The following is a 26,598-nucleotide window of genomic DNA, read 5'->3' on the forward strand; positions in this document are numbered from 1 at the left end:
CGCACAACAGCTGACGACGCCTCAGGGATTGCCATGACCACGCTCGAAGCCGATCTCGAAATCGAGCGCCTGTTGGCGCTGCATCCGAAAGGCTTCGACCTTTCGCTCGACCGCATCTCGCGGCTGCTCGAACGGCTGGGCAATCCGCAGGACCACATGCCGCCGGTGATCCACATCGCCGGCACCAACGGCAAGGGCTCCTGTGCCGCGTTCTCGCGCGCCCTGCTCGAAGCCCAGGGGCTTCTGGTGCATGTGCACACCTCGCCGCATCTGGTGAACTGGCACGAGCGCTACAGGCTTGCCGCCCCCGGCGGCGGCAAGCTTGTCGCCGACGATGTGCTGGCCGATGCCGTGCGCCGCGTCGGCGAGGCCAATGGTGGCGAAACGATCACCGTCTTCGAAATCCTCACCGCCGTCACCTTCGTCTTGTTCTCCGAGCATCCGGCTGACGTCTGCATCATCGAGGTCGGGCTTGGTGGACGTTTCGACGCGACCAACGTGATCAAGAAAGCGGCCTGCTCGGTGATCATGCCGGTGTCGATGGACCACGAGGCCTATCTCGGCGACAAGGTCGAACTGATCGCCGCCGAAAAGGCCGGCATCATCAAGCGCGGCTGCCCGGTCGTCATCGGTGCCCAGGAAACCGAGGCGGCGCAGCAGGTGCTGATCGACACCGCCGAACGGCTCGGCTGTCCGCTCGAAATCTACGGCCAGGATTTTGTCGCTTTCGAAGAAAACGGCCGCATGATCTATCAGGACCAGACCGGGCTGATGGACCTTGCGCCGCCGCGCCTGCCGGGGCGCCACCAGTTCGCCAATGCGGCAGCCGCGATCGCCGCGGTCAAGGCCGCCGGCTTCCCGGTCAACGAGCGTGCCGCCGAGAAGGCGATGGCCTCGGTCACCTGGCCCGGCCGCATGCAGCGCCTGCCGCTAGGCACGTTGACCAGCCTCGCGCCCAAGGGTGCCGAAATCTGGATCGACGGTGGCCATAATCCCGGTGCCGGCACCGTCATCGCCGAGGCGCTGACCGAGCAGGAAGAGAAGTTTCCGCGGCCGCTGTTTCTGATCTCCGGCATGATCAACACCAAGGACCAGACCGGCTATTTCCGTCCGTTCCACGGCATGGCGCGCCATGTCTATACCGTGCCGGTGGCGATGAGCGATGCCGGCGTTCCCAACGAGGAGCTTGCGGTGCGCGCCACCGAAGCCGGCCTGTCGGCGGAACCGGTGAGCTCGGTCGCCAACGCACTGATGTTGCTTCGCGACACCTGGGACGAGAGCGAGACCGCGCCGCGCATCCTGATCGGCGGATCGCTCTATCTGATCGGCGCGGTGCTGGCCGAAAACGGCACACCGCCAACCTGAGACCAGGCCAAGATCTGGATACAAAAAAGCCCGGTCAAGACCGGGCTTTTCCATTTGGAAAGATGCGAGCGATCAAACGTTGCCGCTGATCCAGTGCGACAGCGCCGTCTTGGGCAGCGCACCGACCTTGATGTCGGCGACTTCGCCGTCCTTGAAGATCATCAGCGTCGGGATCGAGCGCACGCCGAACTGGGCAGCGATCTCGGGGTTCTCGTCGATGTTGACCTTGGTGATCTTGACCTTGCCGGCGAGCTCGTTGGAAATCTCTTCGAGCGACGGTCCAATCATCTTGCAGGGGCCGCACCATTCAGCCCAGAAATCGACGACGACGGGCTCCTTGGCCTCGAGCACGCCGGACTTGAAATTGCTGTTGTCGATCTTGACGGTGGCCATGATGCCGATCCTCTTGCGGTTAGCTGTCGCGCCATATGTGGTAGTGCGCGGACCCGTGGTCAAGCAGTTGTTGTGTCACGCCTCGGTGAGTCGAACAAGCGCGGCGTCCATTGCCTCGGCCGGAATGGCGATCAGCAGCGGCGCCTCGGTGAACAGAAGCGCTGCCGAAACAGCCTTGCTGGGATAGAGCGGCTGAAGCAACGCGCGGTAGAGTGCAAGCTGCACGACATAGGCCTGCGGCACCTCGTCAATGGACTTGGGCGGCGGTCGGTTGGTCTTGTAGTCGACGATCAAAACCTCGTTATCGGTGACCGCCAGCCGGTCGATCTTGCCCGACACCGAACGCGGTTTTCCACGGACAGTGAGGCTACCCATGATCGACACCTCGGCGCGCGACGTCGAGGAAAACAGCGGCGCAAAACGCGAATCGTCAAGAATCGACAAAACAGAGGCTGCAGCAGCGGAACGTTCGTGCGTCTGCCAATCCTGTCCGACGCGGGCAAGGTAGCGTTCGGCGGCAGCCGCGCGATCCTCCTGGGCAAGGCGTGGCAGCATCTGCAGCAGGCGATGCAGTGCCGAACCGCGTGCAATGGCAAAGCCCGGCTCGCCATCGGCATCGAGCACCGGCGAGCGGCCGGAAATCAGCGGTTCGTGCGTCTCGTCGATCAAGGCCGAAGCGCCCGACGGCGACAGCGGGCGCGGCAGGTCCTCGAACGGCGGTGGCGCGGCGTAGAGACTTTCCGGCAAGGGCTTGATGGGCGTTTTTTCGCCAGCCTTCGGTTGCGCCGCCGAAAGAGGCGTCTTGGGCATTGGCGTGACACGGAAGCGATGGACGATCCTGTCTGATATGACGGGATGGCCACGCTCCTCGCTCTCTGGTGCCGCCGACAGCGCACGGCTGACGATCGAATGCCAGGTGTTCAGGCCCGGCTGGCGCTTGCCATGATAGCCGCAGACGATCAGCCGGTCTTCGGCGCGCGTCATGCCGACATAAAGCAGCCGCCGGTACTCGTCGTCGGCGAGATCCTTGGCCAAGACGCTGGCGCCTTTGGAAAAGGCGTTGGCGACATCGGCGCCGGCGCGCCAGAGATAGCCCTTGCCCTGCCAATGCCGGTCGCGCGGGACAAACGGCATCAGGCGCGGCAGATGCTGGTCGCTGAACGGAGCCGAGCCGCTATCGACCAGGAAGACGACCGGCGCCTCCAGGCCCTTGGCGGCGTGCACGGTCATGATGCGGACCTCGTCGCGCGTCTGGTCCATCTCGCGCTTGATCTCGGGACCAGCGTTTTCCAGCGTCGACAGGAAAGATTCCAAACCGGGCAGGCCGGTGCGCTCTTCCGCCAGGCAGAAATTCAGGAACTCGTCGAGGATGTCGCCAGCCTCCTGGCCGAGCCGCGAGATCATCTTCTTGCGCACGCCGTCGCGGTTTGGGCCGCCTGACAACACGCCCGAATAGAACTCGAAGATCGGCCGGAATGCGGCTTCGGTGGCCCAGGCTTCAAGCTGGTCCGCAACTGCCTTGAACCCTGCGTCGGTTTCCGCGTGGCCGCGCAGCGAGGCGATCAACGACCGCCCGCTTCCGCGCCCCGCGGCAAGCGCAAACAGCGCGTCTTCCGACAGGCCGAAGACCGGGCTGCGCAGGACAGCGGCCAGCGACAGGTCGTCCTCCGGGTGGATCAGGCAACGTCCGAGCGCGATCAGGTCCTTGACGGCGATGTGGCCAGGCAGGCTCAACCGGTCGGCACCGGCAACGGGAATGTCGCGTCGCTTCAGCGCGCGCGACAGCGCATGCACGAAGCGATCGCGCTTGCGCACCAGCACCATGACGTCGCCGGCGCGCAGGCGCTTGCCGGTACCTTCGATGATTTCGCGCTCGTCGAGCCATTTGCGGATGGTGGCCGCGACCTGTTCGGCGACGACGACGGCGGGCGCATGGGCATGGTCGATGGGCTTGCGCCAATCGTCGGGCTCATCGACCGCATCGGCGCCGACCGAGGGCCAGACCTCGGCATAACCTGCAGCACCGGCGCGGATCGCCTTGTGGTTCGGCGGCTCGGGCGCACGGGTGACGCCACGACGCACGCTCGTATCTTCAAAGACGCGGTCGACAGCCGAGAGCACGTCGTCGGTCGAGCGGAACGACCAGGTCAGCGTGACGTCTTCGAAGCGCGCATTGGCGTCGCGGATGCGGGCGGCGAATTCATGCTTGGAATTGTCGAAGGATTCAGGTGCTGCGCCCTGGAACGAGTAGATCGACTGCTTTTCGTCGCCGACGGCAAAGACGGTGCGGTGGACATTGTCGCGGGCGCTGAAACCGGAGAAGAATTCTTCCGCCAGCCGCTTCACCACTTCCCACTGGTCGGGGCTGGTGTCCTGAGCCTCGTCGAGCAGGATGTGGTCGATGCCCTTGTCGAGCTTGTATTGCACCCATGGCCCGGCGTCGGGCCGCGCCAGCAGGTTGACGGTGCGGGTGATCAGATCGTTGAAATCGAGGAAACCGCGCCCGGTCTTCAGCCGCTCGTAGCGGGCGATCAGCCAGTCGGCGATGGTGAGTGCTGCACAGGTCGCTTCCAGCATGCGGAAATGCGCGAGCCGGTCAGCGGCGTCGATGATTGCGGTTGCTGTCGCCGTGTAGCGCTCGGGCAAATCGGCCAGCCGGTCGAGCAGCGCCTTCTTGAAGGCGCTGGATGGATTGTAGGGGTCGCCATCGGCTTTGAGGAAGGCATCGCCCAGAAGTGCGAGGCGGCGGATCGGGTCGGCTTCGGCGTAGGCGAGGCGGGCATAAGGCAGGATGTTGTTGAGCACGCTGCGCGCGTCCGTCGTTTCAGCGGCCGCGGCGAAGGCGTTGAAAAAGGCCGGTTCGAAACCGGGCAAAGGCCAGATCGAAGCGGCGATGGCTTCGGCACTATCGTCAGGGGTAAAGCCGAACTCCTCATAGAGCCCACCAAAGGGCCAGGAAAAGTCCTGGATCTGGCCAATAAAGGCGCGAAGGCCATCGCGCTTGCGCACGATCTCGGCGAGCAGCGCATCGAGCCCGGCTTCGCCGCCACGCTCCAGCACCTTGGCGAAGGCCTCGGCCAATTCAGGATTGTGCTCGCCAGCACCGGTGACCATGTCGCGCCGGGCGGTGGCGAACAGCGTCGCCTCCATCTGGCTGTCGAGCATCTCGAAATGGGCGGCGATGTTGGCTTCAAGCGGGAACTGGTGCAGTACCGACTCGCAAAAGGCGTGGATGGTCTGGATCTTCAGCCCGCCAGGCGTTTCCAGCGCCTCGGCAAACAGCCGCCGCGCCCGCCGCAATTTGGCAGCATCAGGACGCGCGCCATCAAGTAGCGCGATGCGCTCGCCCAGCTCGGCGTCGGGCAGCATTGTCCACTCGGACAAATTGGCGAAGACGCGGTTCGACATATTGGCGGCGGCGGCGCGCGTATAGGTCAGGCACAGGATCTTCGAGGGATCGGTGCCGCGCAGCAGAAGCCGCATCACGCGTTGCGACAGCACGTGCGTCTTGCCCGAGCCGGCATTGGCCGACACCCAGACCGAATTGGCGGGATCGGAAGCACGCGCCTGGCGTTCGGCGGTCTCGGTGGGGACGAAGAACTTTTTCTTCATTCCTCGCCCTCCGCGCCGCCGTCACCGCCGGCCGACCATTCGAGCACGCGGGCGAGATGGTCGTAGTCGCCATCCGTCTCACCTTCGCGGAAGGGCAGGGCACGCGAGAGATAGCCTGTCGTCGGGTCGTTATAGTGAAGCAACAGCTGTTCCAGCTTTGTCCATGCCTCTTCGGACAGCTCGATGGCCGATTTCGGCTTCCTGTTGTGTTCGAGGATCGATTCCTCGAACACCTCGCCATTGGGTTTCAGCCTGACGAAGGCAAGCTGCGAGGGCTCGCGCTTACCAAGTTCGCGGAAGGCGCCACGGCGGAGCAGCGCACCTTCGAGCGCCAGCTGTGGCGAAATCAGCGTATGCGCCTGCGCCTTGGACGGCGAGGATCCGGTCTTGTAGTCGAGGATGTCGGCCATGCCGCCGGCGAGAATATCGATGCGATCGGCGCGGCCCGAAAGGCTTATGCCGGTGAGGCCGACCTCGACAGCCGAGGCACCTTCTTCGGCGTGGCGGCTGGCAACGGCCTCGGCGCGGCTGCGCTCCCACACCAGGATGTTGACCGCCAGTCGCTCGAAGCGCGGCCACCATACAGCCTCGACATCGGCGGGCAGAGCAGCTTCTGCGAAGCAGTGGCGCCCGGCGGCGATCAGCGCGTCGAACGCATTGGGCGCGCGCGGATCGACGATAGCAGAGGAAAACAGGTGCAGAATGTCGTGGAACAGCGTGCCGCGCTCGGCAGCACCGGGGTCGCGCACCAGCGGGTCGATGGCCGACAGGCCAAGGATACGCCTGGCATAAACGGCATAGGGGTCGCGGCGAAGTGTTTCGATCTCGGTGATGCTGAAGCGGCGCGGCCTGATCTCCACCGGCGGCCTGGGTTCGGGCCGGCCGGCGAAATCGGTCTTTTGGCCGGCATCGAGCGCGCGCGCCCAATGGAGCAGCTTTTCGCCGCGCTTGCGCAAGATCGCGGCATGGTCGGGACCGGTGTAGGTCAACAGCCGCTGCAGCCAGCGCGAGGGCACGGCGGGCGCGTCGCCCGACCGGGCCGAGCGCGACAAAACGACGTTTTTCGCGCCCATCGCCATCTGAAAGTCATGGGCGGCGAGGCCGATGCGGCGTTCCGGCGGCTCAAGGTCGATGCCGGTCTTCATGACGCGCGACATGAAGCGGTCGGCCTCGGCCTTGCGCGGCCAGCTGCCCTCGTTGAGCCCGCCGATAACCAGCGTGTCGACGGTCTGCAGACGGGCTTCGAGCGCACCCCAGATCGCAATGGCGCGGTCGGCACCTTGCGCCGGCTTGACCGCCTCGGGCGCGACCAGCGCGTCCATGACGTCGGGCCACTCGTCGGCGCCGAAGGTGAACGACGCCTGGGCTGCGACCAGCGAGCGCAGTGCTTCGGCGAGCTTGGCACCGGCGTCGCCGTCATAGAGCGTGCCAAGGCCGCCAATTTCGTCACGGCCGAGATTTTCGAGCGCTTCGACCGTGGCGCGGACAATGGCAGAGAGTTCCACCGATGCATCGCCGCGGAAGGTAAACAGAGGTGCCAGACCGGCGACGAGCCTTGTCGCGATGTCGCGGGCTTCTTCGATGCGGCGCACGGTGATGCGGTCGAACCAGAACGGCTTGCGCGCGCCGCCGGCGACATCGGTCATCCTGCTGTCGAAGGTTTCGGCGAGCCCGGCAATGTCGGGACGGCCGACGCCGCCGCGCAGCACGACAAGCTCGATGGTCTCAGCCGCGCGCCTGACGGTGGCGCGGTCGGCGCCAAGCCGCAGCAGCGGATGCTTGAGCAGCGACAGCACCGCCACCGGGTCGCCGGGACGGAAGGCGGCGTCGAGCATGGTACGCAAAAGGGCAGCGGGCGGCGTGTTGGCAAGCGGCATGCCGCCGGAATCGTCGGCCTGGATGCCGAAGCGGCGGAGCTCGGACGCGACACGGCGCGCCAAATTGCGGTCGCCGGTGACCAGAGCCGCGCGATGGCCCGGCTCGGCGACGGACTGGCGCAGGGCGATGGCGATGGCCGCCGCCTCGTCGCGTTCATGCGCTGCTTCGAGCAAGGTGACGCCGGCAAAGGCATCTGCGATCTCGGCATCGTCGACGTCGCCGCGCTTGTCGGCCCAGGCGTCGGTGGTTTCGGCCGGGCGCAGTGCTTCGCCGACGATGGCCGCCCGCCGTACCATGGCCTGGGCCGGCGTTCCGAGCTCGTCGACGTCGCCACGCAAAATGCCGATCTTGTCGATCAGCTTGGCCAAGCCATATTGCGGGTGGCCAAGCACCGACGCTTTCGCGCCGATTTCGGTGATCGTCTCATAGGCGCGCTGGTCCAGCGTGGCGTCCAGCCCCGGCAGCACCACGGCACCGCGCGGCAGGCGCGCGATCGCGGCCAACAGTTCGGCCGTGGCGGGAATCGAGCCGGTGGAGCCGGCGGCGATGACCGGACCGGCGGGCGGGTTGCGCTTCAGCCGTTCAGCCTCGAGGCGGATCAGCGCGCTGCGATGCGCCGCGGGGTTGGACTGGCCGCGCTCCTTCAGCATTTCCGGCCAGGCGCCGGTGACGATGGAGAGGAAGTCGAGGGTGACTTGCCACCAGCCGGACAATTCGCCTGTGACGAGCCCGGCAAGCCGCGACCAGTCGGAGCCCTCGGTCTCGATCTCGTCCATCAACCCGGCGAGGTCGCGCGCCAGCCAGATGGCATCGGCGGCGGAGGCGGGAACGACGATCTCTTCTTCGAACATCGCGGCGACATGGGCCGGCAACCGGCGCTTCCAGGCGCGCACCAGAGGTGCAAGCAACAACAGCCGGTCGGTGGACGAGATGGGGGGGGCAAGATCGAGCGCGCCGCTGCCTTCAGCCTCGAACGCCGCCTCGTCCTCATCGAACTCGCCCAGCGGCTTGATGACAGGCAGGATCGCCGAGCCACCGCCGGCGGCATCGACAAAGACGCTGCGCAGGGCGCGTGCAGCGCGCCGCGTCGGCACGTAGATGGTGACATCGGCAAGCGAGAGCGGATCGCCGGCGTAGCGGAAATCGGGGATCAACCGGCCGTCGAGCAACGCCTGCGCCAGCGTCGGCAGGAAGGGGATGCCGGGCGGTATCGAGTAGACGCGTGGCGACGCGCGGCCGCTCATAACGCTTCCGCCAATGCCCTTTTCACCGCGGCCTCGGCCTGCGGGATGGCGTCGGGCGTGCCGACGGTGATCCAATGGCCGTGCATATGCATGCCGAACAGGCGCCCAGCCGATATGGCCTCGTCGAAGTAGCGGTTGAGCGAGTGCGGCGCTTCGGAAGCATGGGCGAAGAGGCGCGGGTGAATGATCGCCGCCCCAGCGTAGATCAGGCCTTCTGGTGCACCCTTAGCGCGGCTCAAGGCTCCGTCCGGCGCGACCAGAAAGTCGGTGCCACCCGAATGGCCTGTCGCCTGTCCGAGATCCGCGAGCATGATCAGAATATCCATGCGCGACGCATCCCAGGCAAGGGCGAGCCGGGTCAGGTTCGGCGTGCCCTGGTCGATCCAGAAGGTATCGGCATTGATGATGTAGAAGGGGTCGGTACCAAGTTCAGCGCGCGCCTTGACGATGCCGCCGGCGGAGTCGAGCAGACCGTCGCTTTCGTCCGAAATGACAACGCTGGGTTCGTTGCGCCCAGCGACATGGGCGACGATCTGGTCGGGCAGATAGTGGACGTTGACCACCGCCTTTGCGACGCCAATTTCGGTCAGGCTATCGAGCCCCCAGTCGAGCAGCGTCTTGCCGGCGACACGCACCAGCGGCTTTGGCATGGTGTCGGTGATCGGCCGCATGCGCTTGCCGAGACCGGCAGCGAGAACCATGGCGACGGAGGGGATTTTCGCACCACTCACGTGTCGAATTCCTCGAGCAGGCGATTTTTCCGGTAGAAATCGCGCAAGCCGGCGAGTGCCGGATGGGCAAGGGCGCGACCGAGATAGTCGCGGATGCGCGGCAGGTGCGTGAGATATTGCGGCTTGCCGTCGCGGCGGTCGAGGCGAACGAAGATGCCGAGGATCTTCGAGTTCCGCTGCGCCGCCATGATGGCATAGGCCTCGCGGAACGCAGCTTCGTCGAAGCCGCCGGCGGCATGGCGCGCGGCAACATAGGCATCGACAGTCCTGCGTTCGATATCTTCCGGCACGGTAACGCGCGCATCCATGGCGAGCGAAGCGACGTCGTAGGCGATGGGTCCGATCAGCGCATCCTGGAAATCGACGATGCCGAGCCGGTCATGGCCCTGACGATCACCGCGCCAGATGATGTTGGGGGAATGGTAATCGCGCAGGACCAGCCCGTATTGTTTGTCGGCGAGGCGATCGAAGACGGCGTCCCAGGCAGCGCGATAGCCCTGGCGCAGGGCATCGGACGCCGGCGCGCCTGTGACAGCCGGCACATACCAGTCGACCAGCAGATCGACTTCGATCATCAGGGCGTCGCGGTCGAACGGCGGCACGTCATGGAAGACGCCAGGGGCTGCCTCCATATGTTCGGGCCAATGTTTCCCGTGAACCATTGCCAGAAGTTCGGCAGCCGCAACGTAGCGCTCGGCCATCGGTTTGCCATCTTGGTCAAGGAACGCGCCGGTGCCGAGATGCTCGAGCAGCAAGAAACCCTGGTCGAGATCGTGGGCGACGATGCCGGGCACCGAAACGCCGCCAGCGGCGAGCGCGCGGTCGATGGCGACAAAGGCTGCCACCGACTGCGCCGTATGGGCGATCTCGGCATAGGGCTTGCCATCGCGCACCGGCGGGCCGAGCACCAGCCGCGGCGAATTCATCAGTACCAATGGTTCGCTGCCGTCGCGCGTGACGGTCTCGTAGGCGCGGGCCGAGGCGTCGCCCATGAAACGTGCGCGGCTGGCTTCGCCCCATCCAGCGGCAACGAGAAACGCACGCATGGCAAAAGAGCGGGCGACACGGTCGAAGGCGGCGCCGTCGCCCGAAATGGTCACCCGGCGGCCATCGCCCTCATGGTCGAACGCAATGCGCAGGCTTGTATCAGGCATGGCTTCGGCCGCGCGTTGTGGCCATTCGACCAGCGCCACGCCCGAACCGATCGCCTCGTCGAAACCGAGCTCTTCCAGCTCATCAGGCGAGGACAGGCGGTAGAGGTCGAAATGATGTACCGGCAGCGGCGTGTCGTAGCTCTGCACCAGCGTGAAGGTCGGGCTCGGCACCTCGTGCACCGGGTCGCCGGCCAGCGCTCGGATCAGGCCACGCGCCAAGGTGGTCTTGCCGGCACCGAGATCGCCGTCGAGCAAAAGTACGTCGCCCGGCTTGAGCGCCAGCGCCAGATCCTCGCCCAGCCGCGTGGTCGCGACATCATCGGGGAGGAAAAGCTCCAGCGATCTGGCCGTCGTCAAAGGGCTTACTCCGCCGCGACCCGGACGCCGGCGGGCACGTCAGGGAACAGGCAGATGACCGTGGTGCCGAGATCCTTGCCGCTGTCGATGCGGACCGAACCGCCATGCAGTTCGACGAAGCTCTTGACGATCGACAGGCCGAGGCCGGCGCCACGTTTGCGGCCACCGTTGACGCGGGATTCGAAGCGCTGGAACATCGTGTCGAGCACTTCCGGCGGCATGCCGGGACCGTCGTCGTGAACGGAGAATTCGACACCCTCGGCGCGCTGGCGACAGGCGAGCGTGATCGTGCTCGTAGCAGGCGCGTAATTCACCGCATTGCTGAGCAGATTGTAGAGGATCTGGCGGACGCGGGTTTCGTCGCCATTGAAACTCTTGGGCGCGCCCTTGACCTCGATGGCGAGCTTGATCGAGTGCTCCTCAAGCCGGTCGGCGACGAGTTCGGCCGCCGCTTCGATGGCGCGGTCGACATGCACCTCCGATATGTCGAGCTGCATGATGCCGGCGTCGACAGTGGCAAGGTCGAGGATGTCGTTGACGATGGTCAAGAGCACGCCCGACGACGAACCGATATGCTCGACATATTCGCGCTGGCGCGGCGACAGCGGACCGGTGCCGGGCAACGACAACAGCTCGGTGAAGCCGATGATGTTGGTCAGCGGCGAACGCAGCTCGTAGGAAACGTGCTGGACGAACTCGTTCTTGATCTGGTCGGCGCGCTGCAGCGCCTCGTTCTTGTCCTTGAGCGCGCGCTCGACATTGACGCTGTCGGTGACGTCGACAAAGGTCAGCATCACCTGCCCGTTGGGCAGGTGGATGACGGCGTGCTGGAGCACCGAACCGTTCCTGAGCTCCGTCTGGCCGTGGCGGTCGCTGCGCTCGTCGAAGCCGGTGACAGCGGAGACGAAATCGCCCCAAGGGCTCTTTTCGGCACGGGTGTCGCATTCGGCGCGGATGGCCGAGATATGCGTGCTCTGCCGCAGCGCTTCAGGCGAAACGCCCCAGAGCTGGCCGAAAGCCGGGTTGAACAGGCGGATGCGGCCGTCAGGTCCGAAGACAACGACGCCTTCGGCGAGGTTGTCGAGGGTTTCGCCCTGCACGCGCACAGCAGTGGTGTAGCGGCTTTCGAGGTCGATCTTCTCGGTCAGGTTCTCGAACACCCAGGTGACGCCGCCCTTGGGCTGCGGGTTGGCAACCACGCGGATGGTACGGCCGTCGGGCAGGTGCCACAGATGTTCCTGCGGGTCGACGGCGCGATAGGCACTGAGCAGGTTTTCCTTCCAGCGCCGCCATTCCGGCTGCTCCGGCAGCTTGCGCTCGCTGCGCAGGCGGTCGAGCAGCAGCGCATTGTCGGGCGCGCTCGAGATATAGCCGGCGTCGAGATCCCAGAGCTTCTGGAAGGCGTTGTTGTAGAAACGCAGCTTCTGGCCGGCGTCGAAGGTGGCAACCGCGGTCGCGACCTGGTCGAGCGTGTCGGCGTGGCTGCGCACGACCAGGCTGTATTCGTCGCGGATGGCTTCGGCTGCACTCATGTCGGCGGCAATGCCGGCCGAGCCCTCCTTGCCGACTACGTCGGTGACGGCAAACATCTTGCGGTCGCCGTCGATGACGGTCGAAAGCGTCTGCTGGAACAGTGGCCGCGTCTGATGTTGCTGGGCGATTGCCTCGCGCGACTGGGTGCCAAGGAACTCCTTGCCGTCACGGATGGCAGCGGACGAATCCACCGCCTCGACGGCCTTGGCGAAGGCCTTGTTGACCCATTTCAGGCGGCCGTCGGCATCGCGCATCCAGAACGGCATGTCGATGGCATCCATCAGGCCGATCAGCGTTTCATATTCGGCGCTGAGGCGCTGGTTTTCAAGCTTCAGCCGCGCCTGGCCGCGCTGCGCCTCGGAGATCGAGACAAAGCGGACGATGACATGGGCGCCGCTCTTGCGGCCATGGACCTCAAGCGCAGCATTGGCATGGGTCTCGGCGATCAGTTCAAAGGCGGTGCCCTTGTCGCGCAGGGCGGCGATGGCGTTTTCGAGCGCTGCGGCCGAACGCGGCATCAGCCAGCGGCCGAAACCGAGGAAAGCAGCGCGCTCATCAGGCGCACCAGTCTCGATCGGCAACGAACCGACAAGCTCGGGCTTCTTGTTTTCGCTGGCCCAGACGATGACGCGCTGGTCGCGCAGATTGAGCAGCGCCTCGGAACGCTGCAGCGAGGCGTTGAGGTCGGCGACGCGGCCGCGCAGTTCGACATTCTCGGCACCCATACGTCCTTTTTCGCGGATCAGCGCGATGGCGGAGATCAGGGCAGCGCCCATGACGCCGACCAACACGGCGAGCTGGATGACTTCCGCGGTGCTCACGGGCAGGCTGGCAACGGCTGCCTGCTGGGCATGGGCAAAGCCGAAAGGCGTGCAAAGGGCAGTAGCGCCAAGCAGGACAGCGGCAGCGTGGCCGCCGAGCCGACGCATGGTCTGCCACCTGCCACTCGAATGGGCCATCTGCGAATCCTGGTGGCCGCCGGAAACGGCCTGTCCCGCTGGAAGCGGGTATTCCCCCGGCATGTCTTGTTCCTCTCCGCCGCCTGAATGCAAGACCGCCCTGAAGCGCCCCAATAATCCCGCCGAGGACGGGCGCGTGACGAATCACGTCACAATAACCGGTAGGCGAATCGCCGTGAAGCAGGCGTTTGCGCAAAAAGAGAAGCCGGGCGAAAGTCAATCGCCCGGCTTCAATATGTTGTATGTTTATACGCTATGGTTAATAGCGGTAGTGTTCCGGCTTGAACGGACCCTTCGGCGTGACACCGATATAAGAGGCCTGCTCATCGCTCAGCGTGGTCAGCTTGGCGCCAAGCTTGTCGAGATGCAGGCGCGCGACCTTCTCGTCGAGGTGCTTGGGCAGCACATAGACCTCGTTCTTGTACTGGCCGGGCTTGGTCCAGAGTTCGATCTGAGCCAGCGTCTGATTGGTGAACGACGCCGACATGACGAAGCTCGGATGGCCGGTCGCGTTGCCGAGGTTGAGCAGACGGCCTTCCGACAACAGCAGCATGCGCTTGCCATCGGGGAAGGTAACCATGTCGACCTGCGGCTTGACGTTGGTCCACTTGAGGTTGCGCAGAGCCGCGACCTGGATCTCGTTGTCGAAGTGGCCGATGTTGCCGACGATGACCATGTCCTTCATCAGGCGCATATGGTCGAGGGTGATGACGTCCTTGTTGCCGGTCGTGGTGATGACGATGTCGGCGGTGGGCGCAGCATCTTCCAGCGTGACGACTTCAAAGCCGTCCATGGCGGCCTGCAGCGCGCAGATCGGATCAACCTCGGTGACCTTGACGCGCGCGCCAGCACCCTGGAGTGAAGCCGACGAGCCCTTGCCAACGTCGCCGTAACCGCAGACGACGGCGACCTTGCCGGCCATCATGACGTCGGTGCCGCGGCGGATGCCGTCGACCAGCGATTCCTTGCAGCCGTACTTGTTGTCGAACTTCGACTTGGTGACGCTATCGTTGACGTTGATCGCCGGGAAGGGCAGCAGGCCCTTCTTCTGCAGCTGGTAGAGACGGTTGACGCCGGTCGTGGTCTCTTCGGTGACGCCACGGATGGCGGCCTTGTGCTTGGCGAAGAAGCCCGGCGTTGCCGCCATGCGCTTCTTGATCTGGGCGAACAGGATTTCTTCTTCTTCGCTGCCCGGATTGGACAGCACGTCCTCGCCTGCCTCGGCGCGGGCGCCGATCAGGATGTACATGGTGGCGTCGCCGCCATCATCGAGGATCATGTTGGTGGCGCCGCCATCGGTCCACTGGAAGATCTGGTCGGTGTACTGCCAGTACTCCTCGAGCGTCTCGCCCTTAACGGCGAACACCGGGATGCCGGATTCGGCGATCGCCGCGGCAGCGTGATCCTGCGTCGAGAAGATGTTGCACGAGGCCCAGCGGATGTCGGCGCCGAGTTCCTTCAGCGTCTCGATCAGCACTGCCGTCTGAATGGTCATGTGCAGCGAGCCGGAAATGCGCGCGCCCTTGAGCGGCTTTGCTTCGCCGAACTCCTCGCGGCAGGCCATCAGGCCCGGCATTTCAGTTTCAGCGATCTCGATTTCTTTACGACCCCAGCCGGCGAGCGAAATGTCGGCGACCAGATAATCCTTGCTACCCGTCATGGCTTGCTCCGATTCCTGTTTACTGCGCGCCGGCGCGGGAGGCTTGTGAGGGCGCGCGAAAGAACGGCCTGACTACCAGATCAGGCCGATATCGACAATGGGACATAAAGAAATCTTTATTCGTGCATGTCGCTGGGCGGGCAGGGAGCCCATCCGTGCCGCGATCAGCACTCCTCGCCGAAGCGCGCAGCGACCAGTGTGGCAAGCGCTTCCATGGCCTCATTGGCCTCGGGCCCGCTCGCTGTCACCCGGATCGTGCAGCCGGGGCTGGCAGCAAGCATCATCAGGCCCATGATCGAGGTGCCGCCGACCGAAATGCCGTCCTTCTCGACACTGATCGAAGCCTGGAACTCACCGGCAATCTGGACAAACTTGGCCGAAGCGCGGGCGTGCAGACCGCGCTGGTTGACGATGGCAAGGTCGCGGACGATGTGGCCCTGCTCGGGCGAGAAGGGCATTCCGCTCATTTGCCGCTCAACACCTGGCTTGCCACATTGATATATTTGCGGCCAGCCGCCTGCGCCTCGTCGAGCGCACCCGGCATGTTGTCGGCCTTGCGCACGCTGGTCAGCTTGATCAGCATCGGCAGGTTCATGCCGGCGATGACTTCGACACGGCCGGCTTCCATCACCGAGATGGCGAGATTCGACGGCGTGCCGCCGAACATGTCGGTCAGCACGACCACGCCTGTACCGGTATCGGCGCGGGCGACGGCATTGATGATGTCGCTGCGGCGCTGCGCCATATCATCGTCGGCACCGATGGAAACGGTCTCGAAATTCTCCTGCGGTCCGACGACGTGTTCCACCGCGTGGCGGAACTCCTCAGCCAGTTGACCGTGCGTCACAAGCACGAGTCCGATCATTCTGTCATGGCTCCGGTCATGGCCCTTTCACAGCCGCGCAGTACCTTTGCCGCCTCCTTGGGGGCGGGAGCGCTATCTTGTCGACGGCGAGGGCGTTTACAAGCCCCAATTTACGGCACGACATGCCATTTTGACGCAATGCAGCAAAAATGTTGGGCAGCCTCAGCCCAAGAACCCGGCGCCGAGCGAGGCAAGTATGGCGGGCACGGCCGCAATAATTTCGCGCTCCGCGAGCATAACCCTGGGCACCATGCAACCCAGAAGAAGCTCACTTGTGCCCTCGGGCAGCCGATCCACCTCATGCGCAGGAACGAGCCTGACAAGCAGGTCGACCGCGGCCGCGGCCTCGTGTTCGGCAGGTACCGGGCCGAGCCCCCTGACTTCGACGAGGCCGGCAATCGTCGACGGGGCGTGGCACAAGAGTCGTCCTTGGTAGGCAGAAAGAAAAACCTGGTCGTCGGAGACGAGCTTGGCGAACTGGCCGGCTGTGCGGAATTTTTCAACCAGCGCCAGAGCCAGTGACGATTTGCCGGAACCCGACGGTCCGGCAATCAACACGCCGCGCTCGCCGAGTACGATCGCCGTGGCATGCATGTTGATCGGCTGCACGGATCAGCTTTCGGCCGGGAAGGCGACGATGAAACGGGCGCCCTTGAGTTCGCCCGGCTTGGTGCCGGTGATGTTTTCGGCCGTCAGGGTGCCACCATGGGCTTCGACGATCTGGCGGCTGATCGACAGGCCGAGGCCCGAATTCTGGCCGAAGGCTTCGCCCGCCGGACGGTCGGTGTAGAAGCGTTCGAAGATGCGGTCGATGTTTTCGGCGCGGATGCCAGGACCGTTGTCTTCGACTGTGATGACGTTGAACTTGCCGACCCGGGCCAGCGAAATGGCGATGTGGCCATGGTCGTCGGGCACGAAGGAGCGGGCGTTCTCGATCAGATTGGTGATGACCTGGCCGATACGCAGATCGTGACCGGCGACATTGTAGTTCTTCGCACCGGCCGGCAGCTTGGCCGGGTTGAACTCGATCTCGACGGGTTTCTTGTGGCGGCCGGTATCGCGCGACACCGAAACCAGGTCGCCGATGAACTTCCTGAGGTCGACCTTGCTCGCATCTTCGCGGGCCAGTTCGGCATCGAGGCGCGAGGCGTCGGAAATGTCGGTGATCAGCCGGTCGAGACGGCGCACGTCATGCTGGATGACCTCCATCAGGCGCGCACGCGAACTTTCGTTCTTGGCAAGTGGCAAGGTCTCGACGGCGCTGCGCAGTGAGGTCAGCGGGTTCTTGAGCTCATGCGACACGTCGGCGGCAAAACTCTCGATCGCCTCGATGCGGGCGTAGAGAGCATTGGTCATGTCGCGCACGGCGACCGACAGATTGCCGATCTCGTCCTGGCGGTCGGAGAAATCGGGGATCTCCTCGCGGTTCTTGCCGCCGCGCCGCACGCGGTTGGCCGCCGCCGACAAGCGGCGCAGCGGCGTGGCAATTGTCGACGCCAGCAACATCGACAAGATGGCGGTGACCAGCGCTGCGACGCCGAAGACGCGCAGGATGGCCTTCTGCTCGGCAGCGACGATCTTGTCGATGTCGCCGCCTTCAGTCGACAGCATCAGCACGCCGAGCACGGCACGGAAACGCTGGATCGGCACGGCGACCGAAACGATCTGCTCGCCCTGTTCGCTGACCCTGACAATCGTCGCCGGACCGCCGGTCAAAGCCTGCACCACTTCGGGGAAGGCAGCGCCATTGCCACCGGGCAGTTCCTTGTAGACCGGCAATGAGCTGTCGACGAAAAAGTCGAAGACAAACTTCTGCGCCCGTTCGATCAGCGTCGGCTCTTCTTCCTCGACCGGCGGCAGGTCGTAGCGGAGGATCTGGTGGCGCGAGTCGAGCAACAGGTTGGCGTCGCGGTCGTAGATGCGGGCGCGGGTCCGGGTCGGCGAGATCAGGCGGCGCAGCAGCGGTGCCACGCGCTCGGGATTGATCGGGAAGTCGAGGCTGTCGAGCTGGTCGGTGCCAGGCCCGAGGCTCTCGCCGGCCTGCAGCTCCAGCAGCTTTTCGGGGTCGATCCTGATGGCGTCGGTCTCGACCGTTGCCGACGAGGCGATGGCGCCGGCGATGATGCCGCCCTGGGTCATCAGGCTTTCGACGCGCGCCTCGATCAGTGCGCCGCGAAACGCGTTGAGATAGAAGATGCCGGCGACCAGCACAGCCAATCCGGCAAGATTGAGAAACAGGATGCGGCGGGTCAGGCTCGAAAAGAAATAGTGGCCGAGCAGGCGGCTCAGGCGGATCCGGGTCCGGTCGAGAAACAACAAACGCCCGCGCGGCCGCTTGGAAGTGGCCGCCGGCTTCCTGATCTCTGCGTCCATCGCCATGTGATCTCAGCCCTCGCCGATATCACGCTTCGCGGAATCTGTAGCCGACGCCATAGAGGGTTTCGATCATCTCGAAGTCGTCGTCGACAGCCTTGAACTTCTTGCGCAGGCGCTTGATGTGGCTGTCGATGGTGCGGTCGTCGACATAGACCTGCTCATCATAAGCCGAATCCATCAAAGCGTCGCGGCTCTTGACCACGCCGGGGCGCTGCGCCAGCGAGTGCAGGATCAGGAATTCGGTGACGGTGAGTACCACCGGCTCGCCCTTCCAGGTGCAGGTATGGCGCTCCTGGTCCATCACCAGCTGGCCACGCTCGAGCGAACGTGCCTGCTGGGTTGGTGCCTTGGTCGCTGCCTCGCGAGCGCTTGCCCGGCGCAGCACGGCGCGGACCCGCTCGACCAGCAAGCGCTGCGAGAACGGCTTGCGGATGAAATCGTCCGCGCCCATCTTGAGGCCGAACAGTTCGTCGATCTCGTCGTCCTTGGACGTCAGGAAGATCACCGGCAGGTCGGTCTTCTGGCGCAGCCGGCGCAACAGCTCCATGCCGTCCATGCGCGGCATCTTGATGTCGAGGATGGCGAGGTTCGGCGGACGCGCCGCCAGGCCTTCAAGTGCCGAAGCACCGTCGGTGTAGGTCTCGACACGGTAGCCTTCGGATTCAAGCGCGATCGAAACCGATGTCAGAATGTTGCGGTCGTCGTCGACAAGCGCGATCGTTGCCATTTCCTGCTGCTCCCTCATGAGCGGGTGTCCCTTCCTGCTTCGAGCAGGGCTTGTGCAGGACAAATTAGGTACAAAATGTGGCATAGCCCCCGATCGAGGGGAGCGCAACCGCCATGCCTATGTGACTGCCTTATATGGGGCGGCGGTGCCAAAGCTCGAACAAAAAACTGCCGATCTTGCGTGGGCCGCCGCACCGTTCCCCATCTTTTAAACGATTTAGATAAATTTCAAAATTTTTAAATCGATTAATGATTTGAAATCGCTGATCTTTTCTGTTTCAGCCTGCCTCAGTCCCGTTGGGACAGCGGCGTCCGGCCCGTAGACCGGACACAGCGTCAAGGCTACGAGGCTTCACTAGATGACCGAAACCGGTAAGCGAAATCCCGCCTGCGGGATCGAAACGGCAGGGCTCAAAACGTCGGGCACCGTCCGTTACAACTTCGGCGCTGCATTTCTCACGGAAGAAGCGATCCGCCGCGGCGAGGCTCGCCTGACCGCCCACGGCGCACTCGTTGCCGAGACCGGCCAGCACACCGGCCGCTCGCCCAAGGACAAGTTCGTCGTACGCGACGAAAACACCGAAGCGCATGTCTGGTGGGACAACAACAAGCCGATCAGTCGCGCCCAGTTCGATGCGCTGCACGCTGATTTTCTGACCCAGGCTGCTGACAAGGACCTCTACGTCCAGGACCTGATCGGCGGCGCCGACCGTTCGCTGTGCCTGCCGACGCGCGTGGTCACCGAATTCGCCTGGCACTCCCAGTTCATCCGCAACCTGCTTATCCGCCCGACGGAAGGCGAGCTTGCGACTTTCGTGCCCGAGATGACGATCATCGACCTGCCGTCCTTCCGCGCGGATCCGGCCCGCCACGGTACCCGCACCGAAACCGTGATCGCCGTCGACCTGACGCGCATGATCGTACTGATTGGTGGCACCGCCTATGCCGGCGAGATGAAGAAGTCGGTGTTCACCGCGCTTAACTACCTGCTGCCGGCCAAGGGCGTGATGCCGATGCACTGCTCGGCCAATGAAGGACCGAACGGCGACGCCGCCGTGTTCTTCGGCCTGTCGGGTACCGGCAAGACGACGCTGTCGGCTGACCCCAAGCGCACGCTGATCGGCGACGACGAGCATGGCTGGGGCCCGGACGGCATCTTCAACTTCGAAGGTGGCTGCTACGCCAAGACCATCCGCCTGTCGGCCGAGGCCGAGCCGGAAATCTTCGCCACGACCCGTCGCTTCGGCACGGTGCTGGAGAACGTCGTCCTCGACGATAACCGCGTGCCCGACTTCAACGACGGTTCGCTGACGGAAAACACCCGCTGCGCCTATCCGCTCGACTTCATCCCGAACGCCAGTGCCAGCGGCCGCGCCAGCCACCCCAAGAACATCATCATGCTGACGGCCGATGCCTTCGGCGTGATGCCGCCCATCGCCAAGCTGACCCCGGCACAGGCGATGTATCACTTCCTGTCGGGCTACACGGCCAAGGTCGCCGGCACCGAGCGCGGCGTGACCGAGCCGGAAGCGACGTTTTCGACCTGCTTCGGCGCCCCCTTCATGCCCAGGCACCCCAGCGAATATGGCAACCTGCTGCGCCAGCTGATCGCCGACCATGGCGTCGACTGCTGGCTGGTCAACACCGGCTGGACCGGCGGTGCCTATGGCACGGGTTCGCGCATGCCGATCAAGGCGACGCGGGCGCTGCTGTCGGCGGCCCTCGACGGCTCGCTCAATTCGGTCGAGTTCCGCACCGATGCCAATTTCGGCTTCGCCGTTCCGGTCTCGGTGCCTGGCGTCGACGCCAGGATTCTCGACCCGCGTTCGACCTGGGCCGATGCCACCGCCTATGACCGCCAGGCCAGGAAGCTGGTGTCGATGTTCATCGACAATTTCGGCAAGTTCGAAAGCCATGTCGACGCCGCCGTGCTGGGCGCGGCCCCGCAGGTGCGCGAGGCCGCCGAGTAATCCGGCACTACCCAACGACTTCCCGCGAGGCCCGGCCAACAGCCGGGCCTTTTCTTTTTGGCCGCATCACGGCATGACTTGGCGCATGAGCGCCGACGACAAGATTTTCGTAGCCAATGACGTGGTCATCCATCCCGATGATCTCGAGGAGAATTTTATCCGCTCCTCGGGGCCGGGCGGCCAGAACGTCAACAAGGTGGCGACTGCGGTGCAGCTGCGCTTCGATGCCGCCAACGCGCCCGGATTGCCCGAGCGGGTGCGCGAACGCACGATCAAGCTCGCCGGCCAGCGCGCGACCAAGGACGGCGTCATCGTCATCGAGGCCGGACGCTACCGCACCCAAGAGCAGAACCGGGCAGATGCGCGCGCCAGGCTCACGGCACTCGTCGCCAAGGCGGCAGAGCCGCCACCGCCGCCGCGCAAGAAGACCAGACCGACAAAAGGCTCGGTCGAACGACGCCTCAAGACCAAATCCGGACGTTCGACAGTCAAGAAGCTGCGCGGTCGGGTCGACGGCGATTAAACCTCAATCCTGCTTCCAATTTGCTTTTGCAGATGCCAAGCTCGGGCAACTGCCACAGCAAGGGAGACCACGAATGGGCATGTTCGATTTCGTCAAGAATGTCGGCAAGAAGCTTGGTTTCGGCGATGACGAGGCACCGAGCGCCGATACGCTGAAGAAGGAACTCGACTCGCACAAGCTCGGCACCGACAACGTCCAGGTCGTGGTCAAGGGCGACACCGCCGTGCTGACCGGCGTGGTCAAGGATCAGTCGATCTTCGAAAAGGCTGTTATCGCCGTCGGCAACACGCTTGGCGTTTCCAAGGTGCAGGCCGACGAGTTGAAGGTCGTGGCGCCGGATTCGGGCCTCAAGCTCGACGGCAAGGTCGACATGACCGAACTGGTCAAGGCAGCGACCCCGGCCAAGGCGCCGGTGTTCTACACCGTCAAGAAGGGCGACAACCTGTCGAAGATCGCCGAGGCCCAGTACGGCAAGGGCAAGGCGTCGAAATACACCGTCATCTTCGAGGCCAACAAGCCGATGCTGTCGCATCCCGACAAAATCTATCCCGGCCAGGTGCTGCGCATCCCCGATATCGCCACGGCCTGATTCCGGCACATCTGATTTCAATGCGAACGGCGGCTTTCGGGTCGCCGTTTTGCGTTTTGGGTGGCATTGTCGGGTGAGTGAACTCGATCGGATTTGACCGTGCTCGTATTGCCCAAGGGCGTCCGCCATATGCCCGGCTTTCTCTCCCGCGAGGTGCAGGAGGGGCTGGTCGAAAGCATCCGTGAGGTGGTGAAGTCAGCACCACTCTACACGCCCGCAATGCCGAAGACGGGCAAGGAAATGAGCGTGCGCATGACCAATTGCGGCAGCCTCGGCTGGGTCACCGACAAGGAGCGCGGCTACCGCTACCAGGCAGAACATCCGGTGACAGGCGAGCCATGGCCGCCGATCCCTGAAGCATTGCTGGCGCTCTGGCGCGAAGTCTCTGCTTACCCGCACCCGCCGCAAGCCTGCCTGGTCAACTTCTATACCGACGCGGCCAAGATGGGCCTGCACCAGGACCGCGACGAGCGCGAGTTTGCAGCTCCAGTGGTGTCGGTGTCGCTCGGCGATGCCTGCCTGTTCCGGGTCGGCGGTGTCAGGCGCGACGACCGCACGGTGTCATTCAGGCTGGAGAGCGGCGACGTCGTCGTACTTGGCGGCGAGGGCAGGCTCGCTTTCCACGGTGTCGACCGCGTTTACCCGATGACGTCGGCGCTGCTCAAGAATGGCGGGCGGATCAACCTGACGCTGCGCCGGGTGACGCCAGCGTAGATCGCCAACGCCTCAGAGCTTGCGGATCGCCACTTCCTCGACGAGATGGCCAGCACCTTTCTTGAGGATCAGGTCGGCGCGCGGGCGCGTTGGCAGGATGTTCTCGCGCAGGTTCTTCAAATTGATGTTGGCCCACAGCCCCTCGGCGATGGCGCGTGCGGCATCTTCCGACAGCTGCGAATAGCGGTGGAAGAAGGACTGCGGATTGCGGAAGGCGGTTTCGCGCAGCCGCATGAAGCGGTCGATGTACCACTCGTGGATGATCTGCTCGTCGGCGTCGATGTAGATCGAGAAATCGAAGAAGTCGGAGACGAACGGCACAAACTTGCCGTCCTTGGGCAGCTCGCGCGGCTGCAGCACGTTAATGCCCTCGAAGATCAGGATGTCGGGCCGGTCGACGGTGACGAATTCGCCCGGCATGACGTCATAGGTCAGGTGCGAATAGACTGGCGCACGCACATTGGGCTGGCCCGACTTGATGCCCGAGAGGAAGCGCAACAGCGCGCCGACGTCGTAGCTGTCGGGGAAACCCTTGCGCTCCATCAGATTGTCGCGGCGCAGAACCTCGTTGGGGTAGAGGAAGCCGTCGGTGGTGACGAGATCGACCTTCGGGCTCGAGGGCCAGCGGGTGAGCAACTCCTTGAGGATACGCGCGGTGGTCGACTTGCCGACGGCGACCGAGCCAGCCATGCCGATGATGAACGGCGTCTTGGTGCCCTTCTTCTCCGAGTTGAAGAAACGCTGGCGCTGGCGAAACAGCTGCTGGCTGGTCTCGACATGGGCCGAAAGCAATCGCGACAGCGACAGGTAGATGCGCCGGACCTCGTCGAGGTCGATCGGCTCGTACATCGAGCTCAGCCGCGCTACCTCGTCCTGGGTCAGGGTCATCGACATGTCGGCGCCGAAGCCGGCCCAGTGCTCGGCCTTGAAGAACCAGTATGGAGAATACTTCTCCGTCGGCGCGAGTTGATCCATCGAACCTCCCCTGCGGGACCTGACCAGCGGTCAGCCCTCGTTCTTCCGCGCGGCCTTCTCGGCAATCCCGGACTGCGACGTGCGCCGCTCCAGCTCGGCCATCACATCCGCCATCGGAATGCCGGCAACAGCCAGCACGACGAGCCAATGATAAAGGAGATCGGCACTTTCCGAAACGAGGGCGCCATCGTCGCCCTTGACCGCGGCGATGACGGTTTCGACCGCCTCTTCGCCGAGCTTCTTCGCCGCCCGCTCCATGCCGGATTGGTAGAGCTTGGCGGTCCAGGAACTGGTGTCATCCGAACGCGCACGTTCAGCGACGATCTTTTCCAGGTCGGAAAGGGAAAATCCGCTCATCTTGGCCTCGGCTGTCAGGTCAACCAATGGGATCAAGCCGCATCGGCAGACCCGCTTTTGCCATGTGGGCCTTGGCCTCGGCAATGGTGTAGGTGCCGAAATGGAAGATCGAGGCGGCAAGAACGGCCGTGGCGTGGCCCTCGCGGATGCCTGATACCATGTGGTCGAGGTTGCCGACGCCGCCCGAAGCGATGACCGGCGCGCGCACCGCGTCAGCCACGGCACGGGTCAGGGCTATGTCGTAGCCGATCTTGGTGCCGTCGCGGTCCATCGACGTGAGCAGGATTTCACCGGCGCCAAGGTCGACGACCTTGCGGGCGAATTCGACGGCATCGATGCCGGTGCGCTCGCGCCCGCCATGGGTGAAAATCTCCCAGCGATCGGTCTCGTTGGCCGCCGAAACCTTCTTGGCGTCGATGGCGACGACGATGCACTGGTTGCCGAACTTGTCGGCGGCTTCGGCGACGAAGGAGGGGTTCTTCACTGCCGCGGTGTTGATCGACACCTTGTCGGCGCCGGCCAGCAGCAGCTTGCGGATGTCGGCGACCTGACGCACGCCGCCACCGACGGTCAGCGGCATGAAGCACTGCTCGGCGGTGCGGGCGATGACGTCGAAGATGGTCTCGCGATTGTCCGACGACGCGGTGATGTCGAGGAAACAAAGTTCGTCGGCGCCGGCCGCGTCATAGGCCTTGGCCGCTTCGACCGGATCACCGGCGTCGATCAGGTCAACGAACTGGACGCCTTTCACAACGCGGCCGTCCTTGACGTCGAGGCAAGGGATAACACGAGCTTTGAGTGTCAAAGGACGGCCTCCATTTTTGTTTGCGCGTCCTCGCCGCTTCGCGGCTGCGGGCGACGCGGGCTGTCCCTGACGTCGAGGCAGGGGATGACGCGGGCCTTGAGGGTCATGGCCGTTCCTCGAACAGGCCTGCTACAGGCTTCAACTCACCGCGCAGGATCGCCAGCGCCTGAGCCGGATCGATGCGGCCGTCATAGAGCGCGCGGCCGGAGATCGCGCCTTCGAGCTTCTTCGCATCGGGCATGGTCATGCGCACGATGTCGGCGAGCGAGGCGAGGCCGCCCGAGGCGATGACAGGGATCGACACGGCCTCGGCGAGGTCGATGGTCGAATCCCAGTTGATGCCGGCCAAAACGCCGTCGCGGTCGATGTCGGTGTAGATGATGGCGGCGACGCCAGCACCTTCGAACTTCCTGGCCAGTTCGACGACACCGAGGCTGGAGGCTTCGGCCCAGCCTTCGACGGCGACCTTGCCGCCCTTGGCGTCGATGCCGACGGCAACCTTGCCCGGGAATTTCCTGCAGGCTTCCTTGACCAAGTCAGGGTTGCGCACGGCGACGGTACCCAGGATGACGCGGGTCAGACCCTTCGCCAGCCAGGCTTCGATGTGATCGAGCGTACGGATGCCGCCGCCGAGCTGGACCGGGTTCTTCGTGGCCTTGAGGATCGCCTCGACGGCCGCACCATTGACGCTCTCGCCGGCGAAGGCGCCGTTGAGGTCGACCACATGCAGCCACTCGAAACCCTGGTCCTCGAAAGCCCCGGCCTGGGCGCCCGGATCATCGTTGTAGACGGTCGCCTGGTCCATGTCGCCGAGCTTGAGGCGCACGCACTGGCCATCCTTGAGGTCGATGGCGGGGAAAAGGATCATGTTCAGACGCCTTCGACGATGACGAACTTGCCGACGGAGGCGGCGTGGCGAAGCTTCACCACCTCCTGGTATGCGGGTGAATGGTAGCAGGTGATCGCCTGTTCGTAGGATTCGAATTCGACCAGGACATGGCGGTTGCCGGTCGGGCCTTCCGGCTGGTCGTACTGGCCGCCGCGCACCAGAAGCTTGGCGCCATAAGGGGCGATTGCCGCAAGGTTGGCCGCGATGTAGGCCGGATAGGCCTCCGGATCGGTGATCTCGACCATAGCCATCCAGTAGCCCTTTTTCGTCGTCATGGCTTCCACCTCAAGAAATTGGCGATGAGAGCAAGGCCCAGCGCCTGGCTCTTTTCAGGATGAAACTGCGTGCCGACAAGATTGTCGCGCGCGACCGTTGCGGTGACCCGGCCACCATAGTCGGCGGTCGCCAGAACCTGTTTTTCGTCAGTCGCATCGAGATGATAGGAGTGCACGAAATAGGCGTGCAGGCCGGTCGGTCCTGTCGGGATGCCGTCGAACACCGGATGGGCATGTTTCACGTGAATCGTGTTCCAGCCGATCTGCGGAATCTTCAGCGTCGGGTCGCTCGGCGTGATCTCCTTGACGTCGCCCGCAATCCAGCCAAAGCCATTGGTAACGGTCTTTTCCAGCCCGCGTTCCGACATCAGCTGCATGCCGACGCAGATGCCGAGGAAAGGATGCGCCTTGCGGATGGCGACTTCCTCGACGGCGTCCCACATGCCTTCCACCGCACGCAATCCACGCGCGCAGTCGGCATAGGCGCCGACACCGGGCAGGACGATACGGTCGGCGGTGAGAACGCGTCCGGCGTCCGCCGTAAGCTCGATCTCGGCCGAAATGCCGGCCTCGCGGGCGGCGCGTTCGAAGGCCTTGGTCGCCGAGCGCAGATTGCCCGAGCCGTAGTCGATGATGGCAACGCGCATG

At 64.4% G+C, this 26,598-nt stretch carries 23 protein-coding genes; 5 read left to right on the forward strand and 18 right to left on the reverse strand.

Features of this window, described 5'->3' with window-relative positions; all coding sequences use genetic code 11:
* Positions 1 to 33 precede the first annotated feature (33 nt).
* Positions 34 to 1,365, forward strand: a complete 1,332-nt coding sequence (locus ACHMW7_RS04125; RefSeq protein WP_395449095.1) for a bifunctional folylpolyglutamate synthase/dihydrofolate synthase — start codon at positions 34 to 36, stop codon at positions 1,363 to 1,365.
* 72 nt (positions 1,366 to 1,437) lie between these two features.
* Here the strand turns inward: ACHMW7_RS04125 and trxA are convergent, their stop codons facing one another.
* The 12 genes from trxA to ACHMW7_RS04185 all read right to left on the reverse strand — a co-directional run bounded on the left by trxA (position 1,438) and on the right by ACHMW7_RS04185 (position 18,854).
* Positions 1,438 to 1,758, reverse strand: coding sequence for a thioredoxin (gene trxA / locus ACHMW7_RS04130; RefSeq protein ID WP_067955731.1), 321 nt, complete (start codon positions 1,756 to 1,758; stop codon positions 1,438 to 1,440).
* Positions 1,759 to 1,833: 75 nt separating this feature from the next.
* Positions 1,834 to 5,370 (reverse strand): double-strand break repair helicase AddA, encoded by a 3,537-nt coding sequence (gene addA / locus ACHMW7_RS04135; protein ID WP_395449096.1) that lies wholly within the window; start codon positions 5,368 to 5,370, stop codon positions 1,834 to 1,836.
* Positions 5,367 to 8,492: a double-strand break repair protein AddB gene (gene addB, locus ACHMW7_RS04140; RefSeq protein ID WP_395449097.1), complete on the reverse strand. Its 3,126-nt coding sequence runs from the start codon at positions 8,490 to 8,492 to the stop codon at positions 5,367 to 5,369. Before addB ends, addA begins: the two co-directional genes overlap by 4 nt.
* Complete coding sequence (locus tag ACHMW7_RS04145; RefSeq protein WP_395451259.1) at positions 8,489 to 9,193, reverse strand: nucleotidyltransferase family protein; 705 nt, start codon at positions 9,191 to 9,193, stop codon at positions 8,489 to 8,491. Before ACHMW7_RS04145 ends, addB begins: the two co-directional genes overlap by 4 nt.
* A gap of 26 nt (positions 9,194 to 9,219) precedes the next feature.
* Complete coding sequence (gene tsaE, locus ACHMW7_RS04150) at positions 9,220 to 10,734, reverse strand: tRNA (adenosine(37)-N6)-threonylcarbamoyltransferase complex ATPase subunit type 1 TsaE (RefSeq protein ID WP_395449098.1); 1,515 nt, start codon at positions 10,732 to 10,734, stop codon at positions 9,220 to 9,222.
* A 5-nt stretch (positions 10,735 to 10,739) separates the two neighbouring features.
* Positions 10,740 to 13,289, reverse strand: a complete 2,550-nt coding sequence (locus ACHMW7_RS04155) for an ATP-binding protein (protein WP_395449099.1) — start codon at positions 13,287 to 13,289, stop codon at positions 10,740 to 10,742.
* A gap of 196 nt (positions 13,290 to 13,485) precedes the next feature.
* Positions 13,486 to 14,886, reverse strand: a complete 1,401-nt coding sequence (gene ahcY / locus ACHMW7_RS04160) for an adenosylhomocysteinase (protein ID WP_395449100.1) — start codon at positions 14,884 to 14,886, stop codon at positions 13,486 to 13,488.
* Positions 14,887 to 15,050: 164 nt separating this feature from the next.
* On the reverse strand, positions 15,051 to 15,353 hold the full coding sequence (locus ACHMW7_RS04165) for an HPr family phosphocarrier protein (protein WP_395449101.1): 303 nt from the start codon (positions 15,351 to 15,353) through the stop codon (positions 15,051 to 15,053).
* Positions 15,350 to 15,751 carry a PTS sugar transporter subunit IIA gene (locus tag ACHMW7_RS04170; protein WP_115729998.1) on the reverse strand — a complete coding sequence of 134 codons (402 nt, stop codon included), beginning with the start codon at positions 15,749 to 15,751 and terminating at the stop codon, positions 15,350 to 15,352. The genes ACHMW7_RS04165 and ACHMW7_RS04170 overlap by 4 nt, the downstream gene beginning before the upstream one ends.
* A gap of 162 nt (positions 15,752 to 15,913) precedes the next feature.
* Entirely contained in the window at positions 15,914 to 16,360 is a 447-nt protein-coding gene (locus ACHMW7_RS04175) for an HPr kinase/phosphorylase (protein WP_395449102.1), read from the reverse strand.
* A 3-nt stretch (positions 16,361 to 16,363) separates the two neighbouring features.
* The gene (locus ACHMW7_RS04180; RefSeq protein ID WP_395449103.1) at positions 16,364 to 18,130 is read right to left on the reverse strand and encodes a stimulus-sensing domain-containing protein; all 1,767 of its coding nucleotides are present in this window, start codon (positions 18,128 to 18,130) and stop codon (positions 16,364 to 16,366) included.
* A gap of 22 nt (positions 18,131 to 18,152) precedes the next feature.
* Positions 18,153 to 18,854 carry a response regulator transcription factor gene (locus ACHMW7_RS04185; RefSeq protein WP_109578295.1) on the reverse strand — a complete coding sequence of 234 codons (702 nt, stop codon included), beginning with the start codon at positions 18,852 to 18,854 and terminating at the stop codon, positions 18,153 to 18,155.
* Between the two features lie 358 nt (positions 18,855 to 19,212).
* Between ACHMW7_RS04185 and ACHMW7_RS04190 the strand changes: the two genes are divergently transcribed.
* The 4 genes from ACHMW7_RS04190 (at position 19,213) to ACHMW7_RS04205 (ending at position 22,649) form a co-directional block, all read left to right on the forward strand.
* Positions 19,213 to 20,823, forward strand: a complete 1,611-nt coding sequence (locus ACHMW7_RS04190) for a phosphoenolpyruvate carboxykinase (protein ID WP_395449104.1) — start codon at positions 19,213 to 19,215, stop codon at positions 20,821 to 20,823.
* 85 nt (positions 20,824 to 20,908) lie between these two features.
* A complete protein-coding gene (gene arfB / locus ACHMW7_RS04195; protein ID WP_395449105.1) occupies positions 20,909 to 21,346 on the forward strand; it encodes an alternative ribosome rescue aminoacyl-tRNA hydrolase ArfB in 438 nt (145 codons plus the stop codon).
* Positions 21,347 to 21,419: 73 nt separating this feature from the next.
* Entirely contained in the window at positions 21,420 to 21,935 is a 516-nt protein-coding gene (lysM, locus tag ACHMW7_RS04200) for a peptidoglycan-binding protein LysM (RefSeq protein ID WP_395449106.1), read from the forward strand.
* Between the two features lie 99 nt (positions 21,936 to 22,034).
* Positions 22,035 to 22,649 (forward strand): alpha-ketoglutarate-dependent dioxygenase AlkB family protein, encoded by a 615-nt coding sequence (locus ACHMW7_RS04205; protein ID WP_395449107.1) that lies wholly within the window; start codon positions 22,035 to 22,037, stop codon positions 22,647 to 22,649.
* A gap of 12 nt (positions 22,650 to 22,661) precedes the next feature.
* Here ACHMW7_RS04205 and coaA read toward each other — a convergent pair whose 3' ends face one another.
* The 6 genes from coaA to hisH form a co-directional block, all read right to left on the reverse strand.
* A complete protein-coding gene (gene coaA, locus ACHMW7_RS04210; protein ID WP_395449108.1) occupies positions 22,662 to 23,624 on the reverse strand; it encodes a type I pantothenate kinase in 963 nt (320 codons plus the stop codon).
* Between the two features lie 30 nt (positions 23,625 to 23,654).
* The gene (locus tag ACHMW7_RS04215) at positions 23,655 to 23,981 is read right to left on the reverse strand and encodes a phosphoribosyl-ATP diphosphatase (RefSeq protein ID WP_395449109.1); all 327 of its coding nucleotides are present in this window, start codon (positions 23,979 to 23,981) and stop codon (positions 23,655 to 23,657) included.
* 19 nt (positions 23,982 to 24,000) lie between these two features.
* On the reverse strand, positions 24,001 to 24,786 hold the full coding sequence (gene hisF, locus ACHMW7_RS04220; protein WP_395449110.1) for an imidazole glycerol phosphate synthase subunit HisF: 786 nt from the start codon (positions 24,784 to 24,786) through the stop codon (positions 24,001 to 24,003).
* A 103-nt stretch (positions 24,787 to 24,889) separates the two neighbouring features.
* Positions 24,890 to 25,654: a 1-(5-phosphoribosyl)-5-[(5-phosphoribosylamino)methylideneamino]imidazole-4-carboxamide isomerase gene (gene hisA / locus ACHMW7_RS04225; protein ID WP_395449111.1), complete on the reverse strand. Its 765-nt coding sequence runs from the start codon at positions 25,652 to 25,654 to the stop codon at positions 24,890 to 24,892.
* Between the two features lie 2 nt (positions 25,655 to 25,656).
* The gene (locus ACHMW7_RS04230) at positions 25,657 to 25,950 is read right to left on the reverse strand and encodes a DUF1330 domain-containing protein (RefSeq protein ID WP_395449112.1); all 294 of its coding nucleotides are present in this window, start codon (positions 25,948 to 25,950) and stop codon (positions 25,657 to 25,659) included.
* On the reverse strand, positions 25,947 to 26,597 hold the full coding sequence (hisH, locus tag ACHMW7_RS04235; protein WP_395449113.1) for an imidazole glycerol phosphate synthase subunit HisH: 651 nt from the start codon (positions 26,595 to 26,597) through the stop codon (positions 25,947 to 25,949). The genes ACHMW7_RS04230 and hisH overlap by 4 nt, the downstream gene beginning before the upstream one ends.
* Between the last annotated feature and the right edge of the window lies 1 nt (position 26,598).

Source organism: Aminobacter sp. UC22_36 (assembly GCF_044056035.1).
GTDB lineage: Bacteria > Pseudomonadota > Alphaproteobacteria > Rhizobiales > Rhizobiaceae > Aminobacter.